This is a genomic window from Streptomyces sp. NPDC021093 (genome assembly GCF_044333135.1).
GTDB lineage: Bacteria > Actinomycetota > Actinomycetes > Streptomycetales > Streptomycetaceae > Streptomyces.
In genome coordinates this window covers 210,818-226,463 of record NZ_JBIRQJ010000017.1, presented here as the reverse complement: position 1 = coordinate 226,463, position 15,646 = coordinate 210,818, and the positions used below count along the sequence as shown (strand labels likewise).

Annotated in this window: 15 protein-coding genes; 8 read left to right on the top strand and 7 right to left on the bottom strand. The window is 68.3% G+C overall.

Going from position 1 to position 15,646, the window contains the following annotated elements:
• Positions 1–232: 232 nt before the first annotated feature.
• Positions 233–1,264: a class II fructose-bisphosphatase gene (glpX, locus tag ACH4SP_RS39610; protein WP_398422817.1), complete on the bottom strand. Its 1,032-nt coding sequence runs from the start codon at positions 1,262–1,264 to the stop codon at positions 233–235.
• 220 nt (positions 1,265–1,484) lie between these two features.
• Here glpX and ACH4SP_RS39605 point away from each other — a divergent pair, with 220 nt between their 5' ends.
• Complete coding sequence (locus tag ACH4SP_RS39605) at positions 1,485–2,099, top strand: DUF4245 domain-containing protein (protein ID WP_398422815.1); 615 nt, start codon at positions 1,485–1,487, stop codon at positions 2,097–2,099.
• 105 nt (positions 2,100–2,204) lie between these two features.
• On the opposite strand, the gene ACH4SP_RS39600 is transcribed toward ACH4SP_RS39605, so the two are convergent.
• Positions 2,205–2,795: a malonic semialdehyde reductase gene (locus ACH4SP_RS39600; protein WP_398422813.1), complete on the bottom strand. Its 591-nt coding sequence runs from the start codon at positions 2,793–2,795 to the stop codon at positions 2,205–2,207.
• A gap of 174 nt (positions 2,796–2,969) precedes the next feature.
• On the opposite strand from ACH4SP_RS39600, the gene ACH4SP_RS39595 reads away from it, so the two are divergent.
• Positions 2,970–4,667 carry a hypothetical protein gene (locus tag ACH4SP_RS39595; protein WP_398422811.1) on the top strand — a complete coding sequence of 566 codons (1,698 nt, stop codon included), beginning with the start codon at positions 2,970–2,972 and terminating at the stop codon, positions 4,665–4,667.
• A gap of 51 nt (positions 4,668–4,718) precedes the next feature.
• Here the strand turns inward: ACH4SP_RS39595 and ACH4SP_RS39590 are convergent, their stop codons facing one another.
• The 3 genes from ACH4SP_RS39590 to ACH4SP_RS39580 form a co-directional block, all read right to left on the bottom strand.
• Positions 4,719–4,922, bottom strand: coding sequence for a hypothetical protein (locus ACH4SP_RS39590; RefSeq protein WP_398422809.1), 204 nt, complete (start codon positions 4,920–4,922; stop codon positions 4,719–4,721).
• A 204-nt stretch (positions 4,923–5,126) separates the two neighbouring features.
• On the bottom strand, positions 5,127–6,356 hold the full coding sequence (locus tag ACH4SP_RS39585; protein WP_398422807.1) for a cytochrome P450: 1,230 nt from the start codon (positions 6,354–6,356) through the stop codon (positions 5,127–5,129).
• The gene (locus ACH4SP_RS39580) at positions 6,353–8,116 is read right to left on the bottom strand and encodes an amino acid adenylation domain-containing protein (RefSeq protein ID WP_398422805.1); all 1,764 of its coding nucleotides are present in this window, start codon (positions 8,114–8,116) and stop codon (positions 6,353–6,355) included. The genes ACH4SP_RS39585 and ACH4SP_RS39580 overlap by 4 nt, the downstream gene beginning before the upstream one ends.
• Positions 8,117–8,235: 119 nt before the next feature.
• Between ACH4SP_RS39580 and ACH4SP_RS39575 the strand changes: the two genes are divergently transcribed.
• On the top strand, positions 8,236–8,991 hold the full coding sequence (locus ACH4SP_RS39575) for a thioesterase II family protein (protein ID WP_398422803.1): 756 nt from the start codon (positions 8,236–8,238) through the stop codon (positions 8,989–8,991).
• Positions 8,992–9,053: 62 nt separating this feature from the next.
• Here ACH4SP_RS39575 and ACH4SP_RS39570 read toward each other — a convergent pair whose 3' ends face one another.
• On the bottom strand, positions 9,054–9,377 hold the full coding sequence (locus ACH4SP_RS39570; RefSeq protein ID WP_398422802.1) for a branched-chain amino acid transporter permease: 324 nt from the start codon (positions 9,375–9,377) through the stop codon (positions 9,054–9,056).
• On the bottom strand, positions 9,374–10,147 hold the full coding sequence (locus tag ACH4SP_RS39565; RefSeq protein WP_398422800.1) for an AzlC family ABC transporter permease: 774 nt from the start codon (positions 10,145–10,147) through the stop codon (positions 9,374–9,376). The genes ACH4SP_RS39570 and ACH4SP_RS39565 overlap by 4 nt, the downstream gene beginning before the upstream one ends.
• 534 nt (positions 10,148–10,681) lie before the next feature.
• On the opposite strand from ACH4SP_RS39565, the gene ACH4SP_RS39560 reads away from it, so the two are divergent.
• From ACH4SP_RS39560 to ACH4SP_RS39540, 5 genes are all read left to right on the top strand, one after another.
• Positions 10,682–11,683 carry a helix-turn-helix transcriptional regulator gene (locus ACH4SP_RS39560; RefSeq protein ID WP_398422798.1) on the top strand — a complete coding sequence of 334 codons (1,002 nt, stop codon included), beginning with the start codon at positions 10,682–10,684 and terminating at the stop codon, positions 11,681–11,683.
• A gap of 745 nt (positions 11,684–12,428) precedes the next feature.
• Positions 12,429–13,184 (top strand): TauD/TfdA family dioxygenase, encoded by a 756-nt coding sequence (locus tag ACH4SP_RS39555; protein WP_398422796.1) that lies wholly within the window; start codon positions 12,429–12,431, stop codon positions 13,182–13,184.
• Between the two features lie 106 nt (positions 13,185–13,290).
• Positions 13,291–14,220 (top strand): D-2-hydroxyacid dehydrogenase family protein, encoded by a 930-nt coding sequence (locus ACH4SP_RS39550; protein WP_398422853.1) that lies wholly within the window; start codon positions 13,291–13,293, stop codon positions 14,218–14,220.
• 30 nt (positions 14,221–14,250) lie between these two features.
• Positions 14,251–15,249, top strand: coding sequence for a threonine/serine dehydratase (locus tag ACH4SP_RS39545; RefSeq protein WP_398422795.1), 999 nt, complete (start codon positions 14,251–14,253; stop codon positions 15,247–15,249).
• Positions 15,246–15,623 (top strand): RidA family protein, encoded by a 378-nt coding sequence (locus tag ACH4SP_RS39540; RefSeq protein WP_398422792.1) that lies wholly within the window; start codon positions 15,246–15,248, stop codon positions 15,621–15,623. Before ACH4SP_RS39545 ends, ACH4SP_RS39540 begins: the two co-directional genes overlap by 4 nt.
• Positions 15,624–15,646 lie beyond the last annotated feature (23 nt).

Genomic DNA, 15,646 nt, shown 5'->3' with positions numbered 1-15,646 from the left:
GGGGCCCCGGCCCGGCGCCGCCGCCCCGAGATGCCCCGGCGGGCGGCCCGGGGGGGGGGCCCCCCCCCCCGCGGGCGCCCCCCCCCCCCCCGGGGGGCCCCCGGGGGGGGGCCCCCCCCGGCGCGGGGGCCCCACCCCTCGGTCGTACTCGCTGCTTCTGAGGTCGCTTCCGAGGTCGCTTCCCGGGTCGCTTTCCGGGGCGTGCCTGCTACTTGCTTCCTGGGTCTGTCCGCTACTTCGCGCGGTCGAAGTCGATCGCGCTGTACGCGCGCAGCTTCGACAGGCGGTGCACGGAGTCGATCTGGCGGATCGTGCCCGACTTCGAGCGCATCACCAGGGACTGCGTGGTGGCGGTCGCCGAGCGGTAGCGGACGCCGCGCAGCAGCTCGCCGTCGGTGATGCCGGTGGCGACGAAGAACACGTTCTCGCCGCTGACCAGGTCGTTGGTGTGCAGTACGCGGTCCAGGTCGTGGCCCGCGTCCAGGGCGCGCTGGCGCTCCGTGTCGTCCTTGGGCCACAGCTTGCCCTGGATGGTGCCGCCCAGGCACTTGATCGCACAGGCGCTGATGATGCCCTCGGGGGTGCCGCCGACGCCCATCAGCAGGTCGACGCCGGTGCCTTCCCGTACCGCCATGATCGAACCGGCGACGTCGCCGTCCGAGATGAACTTGATGCGGGCGCCGGTCTCCCGGATCTCCTTCACTATCCCCTCGTGGCGGGGACGGTCGAGGATCATCACCGTGACGTCCTCGGGGGTGGAGTTCTTGGCCTTGGCGACCCGGCGGATGTTCACCGAGACCGGGGCGTTGATGTCGACGAAGTCGGCGGCCTCGGGTCCGGTCACCAGCTTGTCCATGTAGAAGACGGCCGACGGGTCGAACATCGTCCCGCGGTCGGCGGCCGCGAGCACCGCGATCGCGTTGGGCATGCCCTTGGCGTTCAGCGTGGTGCCGTCGATCGGGTCGACCGCGATGTCGACCTCGGCGCCGGTGCCGTCGCCGATCCGCTCCCCGTTGTAGAGCATCGGGGCTTCGTCCTTCTCGCCCTCGCCGATGACGACGACGCCGTTCATCGACACGGTCGAGACGAGGGTGCGCATGGCGTTGACCGCCGCGCCGTCGGCGCCGTTCTTGTCGCCGCGGCCGACCCAGCGGCCGGCGGCCATGGCAGCGGCCTCCGTGACGCGAACGAGCTCAAGGGCCAGGTTGCGGTCGGGGGCCTCGGCAGGAACTTCGAGCGGCGACGGGAGCTGGTGCTCGGTCATCGGGTGCGGACCTTTCTGTACGGCTACGGCGGCGACGGCCGGGAGATGAGGTACCGGGAAACCCGGAAACCGGGAAGGGGACGGTCCTCCGAACTCTATCCGTACATCGACAAAATGAGCAGAGGGGGTGCACGTATGAGCGGCATATCGGTTACGTCCGGCGCTCGCGCCCCGTGCACACCCGGCCCCTGAGGCGGGCGGGACACCCCCATGAGGGACCATGGAGGACGTGGCAGCAGCGAAGCGTGGAAATCAGAAGATCCGGGACATGGTGCTCTCGATGGCGGTCATCGGAGGCGTCGTCGCCCTCGTCTACACGGTCATCCCGCACGACGAGGAGGCCGAGCCGCTCAAGACGGTCGACTACCGGGTCGAGCTCAGCCTGGCTCAGCGGTCCGCGCCCTATCCGGTACTCGTCCCGCAGGGCCTGCCGAAGGAGTGGCGGCCCACCTCGGTGACGTACCGGAAGGACGAGGGCAGGGCCTGGCACCTCGGCTACCTCGACCCGCAGAAGGAGTACGTCGCGGTCGAGCAGTCGACGAACGACCCCGCGAAGTACGTCCCGAAGGTCACGCTCTCCGCGAAGGACACCGGGAGGACGCGGGAGGTCGGCGGCCGGACCTGGCAGGTCTGGGAGGGCGAGAAGTACGACGCCCTGGTCCGCACCGACAAGGGCGCCACCACCGTCGTGATGGGCACGGCCACCGACGAGCGCCTCGCGGAGATGGCGGCGGCGCTGAAGGCGAAGCAGCCGCAGCCGAAGCAGACGCCGGGGGCTTCGCAGACCCCGCAGACTCCGCAGCCTTCGCAGACCCCGCAGCCGAAGCAGTCGTAGGCACGGACAAGGCACGGGCATGCGGAAGGGGCCGCCGCACCTGATCGGTGCGGCGGCCCCTTCCCACTGGCTCGGCGGGCTCGGCCGACTCGGCCGGCGCCGGGCTCAGACGGTGGTGAGGACCTCGTCGTAGGTCAGCCGCGGGGAGCGCGGGAACCAGGCGTCCTCGCCCGGCTTGCCGATGTTGACGATCATCAGCGGGGTGTGGTCGTCGTCCAGGAACTCCTTCTGGACGGCGGCGAAGTCGAAGCCGGTCATCGGGCCCGCGGACAGACCGGCGGCGCGGACGCCGACCAGGAAGTAACCGGCCTGCAGGGCGCCGTTCAGCAGGGCGGCCTGCTCACGGACCGGGCGCTCGGAGAAGAAGGCGTCCTTGGCCTGCGGGAAGTGCGGGAACAGCGCCGGGAGCTCCTCGTGGAACTCGTTGTCGGCGGACAGGATCGCGACCAGCGGGGCCTTGGCGGTCTTCGGCTGGTTGCCCTCGGCCATCAGGCCGACCAGGCGCTCACGGGCCTCGGGGGAGCGGACCAGGGTGACGCGCAGCGGCGACTGGTTGAACGCGGTCGGGCCGTACTTGACCAGGTCGTAGATCGCCTGGACCTGCTCCTCGGTCACCGGCTCGTCGGTGAACGTGTTGGCGGTACGGGCCTCGCGGAAGAGGAGGTCCTGGGCGGCGGGGTCAAGAACGAGGGACATGCGTCGTGCCTTCCAAACAAACGGGGGATCAAGCGATGCGGCCACCGTAGAACGGCTTTAGGTTAAAGTTCAACTAACGGTGGGTGATCGTGGCAAGGCTCACATTTGCACCACGGAGTCGGAACTTCGGGCAGAGCGGGGACTTCCCGGAGGTACGTGGGCCATCGTGGGGCCATGACGCGGAGTCCGAGGTTCAACCAGCGCATCGTCCTCCTCGTGGACCTGACCGGCACGTCCGTCGATCACGCACTGTTCGTTTCGCTGAGTGATCAGCTCGGCTGGGCGGTGCTGGAAAGTCATGCGGGGGAGACGGGCCCGGGTCGCGGCCGTGTCGTCCGCGGGCGGTACGTCGTCGAGGCCCGGGTGCGCAGCATGTACTGGTTGCGCCGACCGGCCGTGGACGATGTCGTCGAGCAAGTCCACTTCACCTGTGCGGAGTTGGGCATCGCGGCGCAGGTGAGAGTGGCGGCGCTCGTGCAGCCGCCGGCCGGCGCGGGCATGACCAGCTGGGACGTACTGAAGGAACTTCCGGAGCCCGAGCCCGTCGACCCCTCCCTGCCCCTCGGGGAACGGGTGCGCGGCCGGTTGCGGAACGGGCGCCGCCGGTGGGCCCGCAGCGGCTGGGTCGACAGTGACGACAACTGGGCGGGACGGCTGGTCACCGCCGCGTCCGAGCAGGATGCGCTGCGGCTCGCCCGGCGGGCACTGCCGGGCGTACCGGCCGCCGCGCCCGGCAGCGTACGGGTGCGGGACCTGGGCCGGCTCTCTCCGGAGGACGCGAACCGCAAGGCGCGGGCGCTGGGTCTTGTGCTGCCCCTCGGGCTGCTGGCGATGGTCTTCGGGGCCCGGCTCTACGACCTGAACTGCCCGCGGCGCGGGACGGACTGCCTGCCGGTGGACGGAGTGTTCGCCGCACGGGTCGTCACGGACCTGGGGTTCGTCCTGGCGCTGTTCACGCTGGTGTCCCTGAACGTGTGCTTCGTGCGCGGGCTGCGCAGGTCCTGGCCCCACTCCTATGTGCTCGCCACCGGTACCTGGGGGCTGTTCACCTTCGCCGGATACTTCTTCATACCGCTGCGCGGTGCTGAACTGTTCGGCTGGATGCTCTCCGGGGGGACGGTGTTCCTCGGGGTGCTGCTGCTGGTCCGCAGATGGACGTGGCAGAGCTGGGTGCCCTGGCTGCTGCCGGTGCTGCTGCCCTTCCTGCTGGGGCTGTTCCCCGGCCTGTCGATGCTGGTGCACTCGCCGTACCTGGGGGAGTTCGGCTTCGACCTGGAGGACGTCGAGATCCCCGGTCTGTGGCAGCTCTCCGCCACCCTCGCCGTCGTCGCGACGATGAGCGTGTGGCTGGTCGCCGCGGCGCTCTGGGGGTACGCCCGGGAGATGCAGGGCCGGTACGCCCCGGCGCGCGTGGTCAGCAAGGGAATGCTGGCGGCCTTCGCGCTGGTGTCGTTCGCGGTGGGCCCGTGGAACGTCTACCGGGACGCGGAGCTGGCCGCCGAGGACAGCTCCACGACCCTCGCCGAAGGCGGCCAGCCCGCCGGATACTACGGAATCGAGCCCGGCTGGTTCTGTGTCCACCCCCTGGAGCAGGTCACTCAACTCCCGCTCGTGGGCGGCGAGTTACTACCCTCACGGGCCTACGTACTACTGGGTGACACGGGCGGTGCGGCGGCCCTCTGGGACCCGCAGGGAGAGGCGTCGCTCAAGGTTCCGCTGGAGACGATCCGCATCGCACCGACACACGGCACGGGGCGAGGGCTCGGCTGTACGAAGGACGGCCGGCCGGTGGAGAAGAGGGAGAAGGAGAAGAAGGGGGAGGGGAAAGGGAAAGGGAAAGGGGTGGGGGCGGGGCCGGATCCGCGCCGATGAGCCCCCGACCCACGGCTTCCTGCCCCGCCCCCGCCCCGCTGGTGACGGCTGTTATCCCCAGCCGGGCTCGTCGGCGGGTGCGACGCCCCAGCCGGGCTCCTGACCCTGAGGTGCGACGCCCCAACCCGGCTCCTGACCCTGAGGCGCGACACCCCAACCGGGCTCCTGGACGGGTGCGGCGGTGGCGGCACCTGCGGCGCCGAGCGCGAGGGCCGCGCCGAGCGCGAGGGCGGAGAGGGAACGTGAAAGCTTCACAGTACGTGGTCCTCCGTTGCATGGGATCGAGTGTTCGATCACTTCGACCCTAAGCCCAACCGTCACGTAAGCAACAGTTTTGCGGTGAGCAAACCCCCAGCAAATAGGGAGAGTTGGCCTCCGCTGCGTTGCGATCAGAAACGCGCAAGGGGGTCGCTGTGCAAACGCCCGACAGCCCTTCGGGAGTACCGGGTCAGCATCGGGTCAGCACCGGGTCAGCACCACCGGGAGCCTGGTGATGCCCTGGATGAAGTTCGACCGGAGCCGGCGCGGCGGCCCGGCGACCGCGATCCGCAGGTCGGGGGCGAGCAACTTGCGGAAGAGCACGGTCAGTTCGGTGTGGGCGAGCATGGCGCCGATGCACCGGTGGATGCCGATGCCGTACGACATGTGCTTGTTGGGGCTGCGGGTGATGTCGAAGGTCTCCGGTTCTCGGAACTGTGCGGGGTCGCGGTTGGCGGAGACGTTCCACAGCGTGACCGACTGGCCGCGCCGGACCTCCTTGTCCTGGATGACCGTGTCGCGCAGGGCGACCCGGTGGACGTAGAGGTTGGTGGAGTTCCAGCGCAGCATCTCGTTGAGGGCGCTGTCCAGCAATTCCGGTTCAGTACGCAGCCGTTCGAGCTGGTCGGGGTGCTCGTCGAGGGCCAACGTGCCGGCGCAGGCGGTGTAGGAAGAGGTCTCGTCGCCGCCGACCGCGACGTTCATGCAGTTGAAGAGGATCTCGTTCTCGGTCCACGGGCGGCCGTTGAGTTCGGCCCGCAGGAGCTGGCTGACCAGGTCGTCACCGGGATTCTTGCGCTTCTCGCGCAGCAGATCGGCGCAGAAGTCGAAGATCTCCGCCTGGATGACGGCCAGCCGCAGCCGTTCGTCGTCCTCCGTGTCGGTGACCAGCAGCGGGTCCCGATAGCCGATCATGCTGCGGGTCAGGTCGATCAGCTCTTGGGCCCGGGTGCGTGAGATCCCCATCATCACCATCAGGGCCCCGGCGGGGAGTTCCTCGGCGATGTCGGTGGAGAAGTCGCAGCCGCCGTCGGCGAGTGCCCGCTCGACGGCGGTGTCCACGAGCTCTTCGACCTGGCGGGCGACCCGCTTGATGACGTGCTGGGCGAACGTCTGGTGCAGCTGCTGGCGGAGCATCCGGTGGCGCGGCGGATCGGTGGACACCAGCATCTGTCCGGCCGAGGGGTCGCTGTCGCTGTAGAGCGAGCCGCCCAGCATGGGGCCCGCCTCGGAGCTGAGGTCCGTGTGGTTGAGATAGGCGGCTGCGACGTCCTCGTAGGTGGTGAGCACCCAGAAGCCACCGCCGTCGGGGGTGGCGTGCCAGTGGACCGGGTCGTTGTCCCTGAGCCAGGAGAACATCTCGTAGTGCTGCTGTGCCACGAACCGGTCCGGGTCCGTCAGATCGATCTGCACTGCGGTCGGGGAGGTCATGCGCGCTGGGTCTCCTTACGGTCCCGGATCAGCCGGGCGAGGTCTTCGAGGCGGCTGGTCGCGAGCACCTCTCGGGCGCTGACCTGGACGTTCAGCTCACGGGTGAGGCGGCGCAGCATGCGGAAGGAGAGCAACGAGTTGCCACCGAGGGCGAAGAACTCGTCGGTGGCGCCGACCTGTTCGACGGCGAGCAGCTCGATCCACAGCCGGGCGAGGTAGTGCTCGGTCTCGTCGCGCGGCGGTACGTGGTCGACGCTGCGCCGCGAGCTCTCCTCGGCGACCTCGCGCAGCTGGGCGAGGTCACGCTTGCCGTGCGAGTCCGCCGGGATCTCGGACACCCGGGTGATGGAGCTGGGGACCATGAAGTCCGGCATCTCCCGCTCGGCGTACGCGCGCAGCTCGTTCAGGGGCAGCGAGTCGTCGTTGACCACGAGCGCGACGAGGTGCTTGTCGCTGCCGGAGCCGACGGGGAGCACGGCGACGTCCCGGACCCCGGCGCAGCGGGTGAGGGCGCGTTCGACCTCGCGGGGCTCGACGCGGTAGCCGCGGATCTTGACCTGGTCGTCGGCGCGGCCCAGGTAGGAGATGACGCCGTCGGCGCCGCGGCGTACGACGTCGCCTGTGGCGTACATGCGCCCGCCGTCCGCGGCGAACGGGTCCTGGTGGAACTTCTCGTCGGTCAGGTCAGGGCGGCCGAGGTAGCCGCGGGCCACACCCGGGCCGCCGATGTACAGCTCGCCGGACCCGCCGTCGGCGACGGGCGCGCGGCCGGCGTCCAGGACGTAGAGGGGACTGCCGTCCAGGGCGCGGCCGATGGGCACGGAGTCGGCGTCGGCGGCGACGTGGGCGACGTGGTGGGCGGTGCAGGCGGTGGTGCCCTCGGTCGGCCCGTAGAGGTTGTAGAGCCGGCCGGAGAAGCTGCCCGCGAGCAGTTCCCGGCAGGCGGAGGCGAGCACCACGTCGCCGCCGGTGCACAGTACGCGCAGGTCGGCGAAGGCCTCACGGTCCTCGCGCACCACGTGATTGACGGCCATCGTCGGCACGAGCATGGCCGTGATCCGTCGGCGGCGCAGCTCACGCTTGAGGTCACGGGTCAGCAGGTCGGGCATGGTCGGCAGGACGACGATCTCGGCGCCGCCGGCGAAGCCGCACCAGGTCTCCCAGTGGAAGGCGTCGAAGGAGAGGCTGGAGACGGCGCCGACGCGGTCCTGCGAAGTGAGCTCCGGCAGCGCGGAGTTGCGGGCGAAGTGGACCAGGTTGCCGTGTTCGAGGACGACCGCCTTGGGCGTGCCGGACGAGCCCGAAGTGAACAGGACGGCAGCCGCGTCCTCCTCGGCGGCCACGGGCAGTTCCGCGCGCGGCGGCTTGGTGCAGTCGTCGAGGTCGAACTCCAGGACGTCCAGGTCCTCGGCCCCGGAAGAGCCGAAGCGTCCGGCCCAGCCGGGCTCGGTGACCACCAGTGAGGGGCGGCTCGCCGCCACCATCAGGTCCCGGCGGGCGTCCGGATAGCGGGTGTCCACCGGCACGTAGGCGGCACCGGCCTTGAGGATGCCCAGGAGCACCGCGTAGACCTGCACTCCGCGCTCCAGGCAGTAGGCGACGCGGTCCTCGCGGCCTATGCCCCGGTCGCACAGCGCCTGAGCGAATGAGTCGGAGCGGGCGTCGAGATCCGCGTAGCTGAGAGCGGTGGTCTCGTCGCGGACCGCGACGCTCTCCGGGCGGCTGCGCACCGCCTCTCGGAAGATTTCCAACAGAGTCATATGAGCCTCGCATTTTCCATTAATTAACGGCGGAGTTCGCGATGATTGCTTGATTAACGAGGAGAGATCCGCTAGAAAGCAAATCTGTCGACGCACACCAGAGCACTGGGAAGAAATTCATGCCAGAGACTTACATACGTACGGGAAACAGTGGTGCGCCGGTTCGGCTCATCGCCTTCCATCACGCCGGAGGGTCGGCTTCCTCTTTCCTTCCGGTGGCCCACAGACTGCAGAATTCCTGTGACATCGTTCTCTTTGAGCTCGCCGGACGTGAGCCCGGCGAGGAAGCCCTGCGGTCCAGCAGCTTCCAAGAGGCGGTGGACCGGTTGACCCCCGACATCAAGGCACTCGTCGACCGGCCCACGATCATCGTCGGGCACAGCCTCGGAGCCTTGTTCGCCCATGCCGCAGTACGTGCTCTTGAGCCGGACCAGCTCGCCCTTGTGCACCGGGTCGTCGTTTCCTCGTCCCGCTCGGTCCGGGTCGCCGCAGATGCTGCGACCATGCCGAAGGAACCCTTTGTGGTGCGCGACCACGAACAGCTGCTCGCCGCACTCCATTCCTTTGGCGGCTGCCCGCCTGAAATGTTCGAGGACGAGGACTTCCTGAATTTCGCACTCAGCCTGCTCGGACACGACCTCCACCTGGCAGACACCTTCTCGGATGAAGGTCGGGCGGCATCGATTCCGTTGGAGGTCTGGTACGGGAAGGATGACGGAACGCTCGTACTGGAGGAAATGAATTCCTGGAAGGAATCCTCCACCCTGCATGTTCCCTTCCGGGTGTTCCCCGGTGGCCACTTCTATGTGTACGAGCGGCCGGAGCCGGTACGGGCCCTGCGCGAGCTGGTCGAGACCGCGGGCCGCCAGGGCTGACACGCCGTGCCGTGGCGGGCTCCGGCTGCCGCCCGCCACGGCGTCCGAAGACCCCGGAGGGGTCAGCCGACAAGTCGCAGCAGGGCCATGTGGACACCGGTGCCGGCGACGATGCCGAGCAGCGCGTTGCGCTTCCAGTGATAGACCGCGGCGGTCACGGCGATCGCGCCGGCCGCCGGGAAGTAGTCGGCCAGCACCTCGGTCTCCGTCGAGCTGACGCTGTACAGCACCAGGATCACCATGACGCCGGGCGGCATCAGGGTCCCCAGGGTGCGCATGACCGGCGAGTCGGTGACACGTTGCAGCATCACGAATGGTGCGGCACGCAGAGCGAACGTCACTGCTGCCATGACCGCTACGGCCCCCATCAGATATCCACCGCTCACCGTGCCACCTCCTCGGCGTCCGTGGGCGTGACCTCTTTCTGAGTGCCCTCCCGGGCGCGCCGGGATTCGAGAAATGCTCTGCGGGCCACCATGACAACGAAAACCGCCATGGCCACACTGAGGAAGTTCTTGTTCCCGGCAAAGAATCCGACAATGCCCGCCAGCGCGCCGTAGAGCATGGGCCTGCGGTTGCTCCGCTGGTAGAAGTGCTCCTGGGCCAGCACCGTAAAAAGAGCAGTCAGAGCGAAATCGATTCCTTCAATCCCGCTGGGGATCACCATCGATGCGAGCGCGCCCATCGCGGAACCGATGATCCACCAGGAGTGGCTGAACAACTGAATAAAATGGATGCGCCGCCCCGAAAGGGACTGTCCCGCTTTCGCGGCGATGAGCGAGTAGGTCTCGTCGGTGAGCGCGAATATTCCGTAGGTGCGGCGTGCCGTGCCGTGCAGTTCATTCAGCGGGAAGGAGATTCCGTAGAAGACATGGCGGAAGTTGATGACAAGCGTGGTCGTCGCCAGCTGGAACAGCGGTATCCCTGCCGCGAGCAACGGCACCGAGAGGAACTGCATGGCGCCGGCGAAAATGAAGATGCTTGACAGTGGAGCCCAGTACCATTCGAGCCCCGCATCCGTCAGGAGGAGGCCGTAGGCGGCTCCCAGCGGCAGGTACCCCATGGCTACCGGCACCGTGTCACGCAGAGCCAGCCGAATGGTGCGCTCCGGCCTTTCCATTTCCATTACATGTTCCGATTTGTCTTTGTCGCTCACGTCTCGTGTGTCCCCCAAGCCCTCAGAAGTCTTTCCGGTGAGCCCCGTCGGACTTCCGGGACCCTGTCTCGTTCAGAAGTGGCGCAAGAAGAGCGGCCCTGGCGGCGGTTATGCCTCTCACCGGTCCGGACGGTCGGGGAACGTCCTGGAGCATGGGCCGTCGGCTGCTCCCCGATGCGTTTACTCCCCGATGCGTACGCCATGTCGCGCCCGCGGTCCGGCCCCGGCGGGTACAGCTCTGACCTCGTGATTTGTGAACGACATGTTGCGCGGGACCTTCCCGGACCGGGTGCGGACGGGTTTGTTGACACAGGCCTTCAGTCCCCGAAACCGGTACATAAGGAGATCAGGGCGGGCGGGGATCATTTACCCCCTCAATTCCGCGCAAGGGCCGGATTCATCGTGCCCTAGATCACTTAGAAGAGGGATCTTGGCGTGGGATCATCTATCGGACTGTCCGAATCCCGACAGGGGGGGGAGAACGTGCTAGACATTCCTAAACCAGCCCGAAGCAGCGAGGCTTACCTCACTGACTTGGACCGTGAGTTGTACGAGTGCGTACTGGAGAGCGGTCACGGAGACGTGGCCGAGCTGGCGACCGAGCTCGGGATTTCCTGCCAGGAGGCAGAGAGCTCGGTGCACCGTCTGCTGGCGCTGCGGCTGCTGAACGCGAAGCCCGGACCCCGGAACCTCGTCTCCGCCGTCAGCCCGTCCTCCGCGGTGGCTCTGGTCACCACGCCGATCGAGAACGGACTGCGTCGCCAGATGGAGGAGGTGGAGCGCCTTCGGCACGAACTGCTGGAGCTGCTCCCGCTCTTCGAGCACGGCCAGGCGGACAGCACGCAGCCCTTGCAGGCCCTCCCCGAACTCGGTGACGTGCTGGCCACGATCGAGCAGCTGGCGGCGGAGTGCCGGGAGGAGGTGCTGACCTCCCAGCCGGGCGGCCGGCGCAACGTCGAAGAGCTGACGGAGGCCATCGCGAGGGATGAGGGGTTGCTCCGCAAGGGCATCCGGATGCGCACCCTCTACCAGCATCCCGCGCGCTACCACCAGGCGACCGCCGCGTATGTCGAGCGGCTGACAGGTCTGGGCGGTGAGGTGCGCACGACGAGCGCGAACCTGATGAGGGTCATCATCTTCGACCGGAAGGTCGCCCTGGTCTCACTCGTCGGCAACCAGCAAGGTGCCATGGTGATCCGCGACAGAAGTGTCGTGGACTTCGCGGTGCAGGCGTTCGAGCACATCTGGCTGAAGGGCGACCTGTTCCCGACCGGCCACGATCCCGAGCAGATCCAGACCGTGTCCGAGGACATGGACCACACGCTGGTCCGGCTGCTGGTGAGCGGAGAGAGCGACCATGCGGTGGCCCGTCGGCTCGGCATCTCGATGCGCACCCTGCAACGGCGACTCGTCAAGATCACGGAAGAGCTCGGGGCCAACAGCCGCCTTCAGGCCGGCTATCTGATCCATCGCAGCGGCCTCCTGGAGAAGAACCGGGACCTTGAGAGTGCCGAAACCCTCGCGGTCCGCGCATAGCAGCCGGTTTGACCACTTGTCGCAATGCGTCTGGCGGAAGTGCACACTCTGGCGCCCCTTGAACCGAGCTACCGCCCAAGTGAAGATTGATACGCACTCGTACGGTTGCTAAATCTTCGGCAGCCGCCTTACTCATGAGGAACTTCCCGCATGCCTGCTCTAATGCGCTCTGCCCGTCGTCGTGTGCTCACCGTTTCCCTCGGTGCGTGTCTCCTTCTCGCGATTGCTGGAGCCGCTCAGTTCCAGTCCTCAGCAGTACTGTCCACCACCTCGGTGGCCACGGCGGCGGCCGAGATCGGTACCCAGGCGCACGACACCGGCTGGGGAGTCCAGAACCCGTAACACGCACACCTGCGGCCGCCCATTCTCTCGAAGCCCGACGCTTCGACAGGAAATGAGCGGCCGCATTGGTTTATGGGCCCGGCACGGGCGCTCCGGGCAACCGAACCGGAGCCTCGCACTTCAGCGGTGCGCGTCGGACGTGTGCCGACCGTCCGTCGCGGCCTGTGTCCAGGCCGGGCTCCGGCCCTGGACACAGGCCGCCCGCCGTCCGCGGCACCACTCGTGAGAATGCCCGAGTGGCCCGGGTTGGTGCCGTACATGCAGAGTGTCCCGGTGGCGACATTTGGACAGTCGGAGGAGCGACGTTTTAGATCCTGGATCCGCGGGTTGCTGGCGACAAGGATGATCTCTCGGGCGGGAAAACCCCGTTCCGTGAAATTGAGATGGACCAGAGGAAGTCACCATGGCAAAGTCGCCCGACAGCGTCCTTTCCTGCTCTGATGTCAACAACGACCCATTGCCCGACAGCGTTCTGAAGTACGCGTTCCGCCAACTGCTGGGGAATAACGGCTACGTCCAGATCGTCAATGTGCCGGAGAGCTTCGACCATGTGGCGTTCCTGAAAGAGCTGGGTGATTTCCAGCCGACGCCCACCGGCACAGTGATCGGCGATCTGAAGCCGGAAGCCGACATGGACGACGTCTACCACGCACAGAACCGTCGACAGCTGGTCCCGCACACCGAGGGTTACGAGTTCCGTGGGACCCCTCCGCGATACATGGCCCTGTGGTGCGTCAAGCCCGCGTCCGGACTCGGTGGCGAGACCACCATGCTCGACGGCGAGCGGATCCTCCGCGAGTTCACCGAGGACGAGAAGCGGCACTTCCTGGAGACCACCTACGAGTGGAAGTCGACGGAGGGACTCGCCCGCCGCGGAGTGCAGCACCACGCCGAGCACCCGGTGCTGGAGGAGGTCGACGGCGAACTGGTCTTCCGCTTCTCCTACAACAACCTGGTCGTGCCCGAGGGCGACGAGCTCGCACGTCGTCTGGTGGAGCGCGGCAAGGAGATCTACGACGAGTGCCACGTCGCCGTGGAGTACCAGGAGCGCGACATGATCGTCTGGAGCAACTGGCGGATGCTGCACTCCCGCAACGCGTTCGACGACCCGGCCCGGCACCTCAAGCGGGTGCAGATCGCCGCTCCGATCAGTGCCTGACATCGAACGGCGCCTGCTGGCAGCGAGTGAGGTTCAGCAGGCGCCGCTCCGGGGCCCCGGAAGGGACGGGGCAACAGGAGGGCCGGGCAGGTTCCGCGTCGCCGTCATCGACGACTACCAGCAGGCAGCCGCCGGACTCCGCTGCTGGCAAGGGCTGCCGGAACACACGGAAGTCACCTTCTTCCACGATCACCTGACGGACGCCTCGACGCTCGTCGAACGGCTCCGGCCGTTCGATGCCGTGGTCGCCATGCGCGAACGCACGCCGTTCCCCGCGGCCGTGCTCGAACGGCTGCCCGCGCTCCGCCTGCTCATCACCACCGGTATGAGCAACGCCGCCATCGACCTTGACGCCGCGCGGTTGCTCGGCATCACGGTCTGCGGCACCCGTCTGCGCCCCCACCCGGCTGCCGAACTGACCTGGGCGCTCATCCTCGAACTGGCCAAACGCACCGGCAGGCAGGACACCGGGCTCCGCGCCGGTGCGTGGCAGAGCGGTGTGGGCCTGGACCTCGACGGAGCCACCCTCGGGGTGGTCGGCCTGGGGAAACTGGGCCGGAAGGTCGCTGCGATCGGCGCCGCGTTCGGAATGGACGTCGTGGCCTGGAGCCAGAATCTGACAGCCGAACACGGCGCCTCGGCCGGCGTCGAAGTGGTCTCCAAGGAAGAGCTGTTCCGTCGCTCGGACTACGTCACGATCCATCTCCGCTACAGCGAACGGACCAGGTCCGTGGTGGGCGAGGCCGAACTCGGGCTCATGAAGCCGACCGCCTTTCTGGTCAACACCTCCCGCGCACCCATCGTGGACCAGGCGGCCCTGCTCGCCGCCCTGCACGGCGGGCGGATCGGCGGAGCGGGACTGGACGTCCACCCGGTGGAGCCCGTCCCGGCGTCCGATCCCGTCCTGCGGGCTCCGCACACGGTCCTGACACCACACATCGGTTACGTGACCCGCGGCAACTTCGAGCTGAGCTACTCCGACGCCGCCGAGTGCGTCTCCGCCTTCCTCTCCGACCGTCCGGTTCGCGTTCTGTAATCGCTGTTCAGCAATCGCTAGGGAAACATCGTGTCACTCACCTCGCCGGCCGCGTTGGAAAGCGCCCGCGCCCGCATCTCGGCAGCCTCTGCCATCGTCCGCACCCCTCTGATCCCGGTCCCGGTGAAGGACCTGGTCCCGGGCAGCGAACACCCGCTGCGGCTCAAGGCGGAGAATCTCCAGACCACGGGAGCCTTCAAGATCCGCGGCGCGTACAACAGGATCGCCATGCTGAGCGACGCGGAACGCGCCCGCGGCGTCGTCACCCACTCCAGCGGCAACCACGCCCAGGCGGTGGCCCTGTCCGCCCGAGGCCTCGGGATCCACGCAATCGTCGTCATGCCGGAGACGGCCTCCGCGGTGAAGATCGAGGCCACCAGGGCGCTGGGCGCGGAGGTCCGTACCGTCCCCGCGGACTCCTACCGCGACGCCGCGCTCGCACTGGCCGCCGACCACGGCCACACCCTGGTTCCGCCGTACGACGACCCCGGCGTCATCGCGGGGCAGGGCACCGTCGGGCTGGAGATCCTCGAAGACCTGCCGGGAGACTTCACGGTGCTCGTGCCCGTGGGCGGCGGCGGGCTCATCTCGGGGATCGGCGCGGCGGTGAAGCTGCTGCGCCCGTCCTGCCGAGTGATCGGGGTGGAACCGGAGCTCGCCGGGGACGCGGCCGAAAGCCTGCGCACCGGCCGGATCAGCCGATGGACCGCCACGCAGACCGGCCGGACGCTCGCCGACGGCCTGCGCACGCCGGCCCTCGGCGACCTGACCTGGCAGCACGTCCGCGCCCACGTCGACGGCATCATCACCGTCAGCGAGGCAGAGATCCGCGCATCCATGCGTTTCATCGCCTCCCGCGCCCGGCTGGTCACGGAGCCGTCGGGAGCAGTCGCCACGGCGGCGTTCCTCTTCCACCAGGACCAGTTGCCCGCGGGGCTGCCCTGCGTCGCTGTGATCAGCGGTGGCAACGTCACCGCGGGCCTCTTGGCGGACGTACTGCGCGGCGAGAAGGAGACGACGGCAGCATGACCATGATTCCCGTCAACAGCCCGGAGCTTCCGGTCCTCGGCCCGTACTCACCGGCCACCCGGGCGGGCGGCCTGCTCTTCGTGTCCGCCCAGACGGGGGTGGACCCGCGGACCGGCACGGTCCAGGAGGGGCCGTTCGAGATCGAGTGCCGCCAGGCGTTCGTCAACCTGGAACGGGTGCTCCGGATCGCGGGCAGCAGCCTCGCCCTGGTGGCGAAGGTGACCGTCTTCTACACCGACCTCGGGCAATTGGCCGCTCTCAACACCGTGTTCACCGAGGTCTTCCCGCAGGACCCGCCCGCCCGCAGCGCGGCGGTCGTCACGCTCGCGGGCGGGCGGCGGATCTCGGTGGACGCCGTCGCAGCCCTGCAGTGACGTGCCACGCAGGGCCGCCCCCG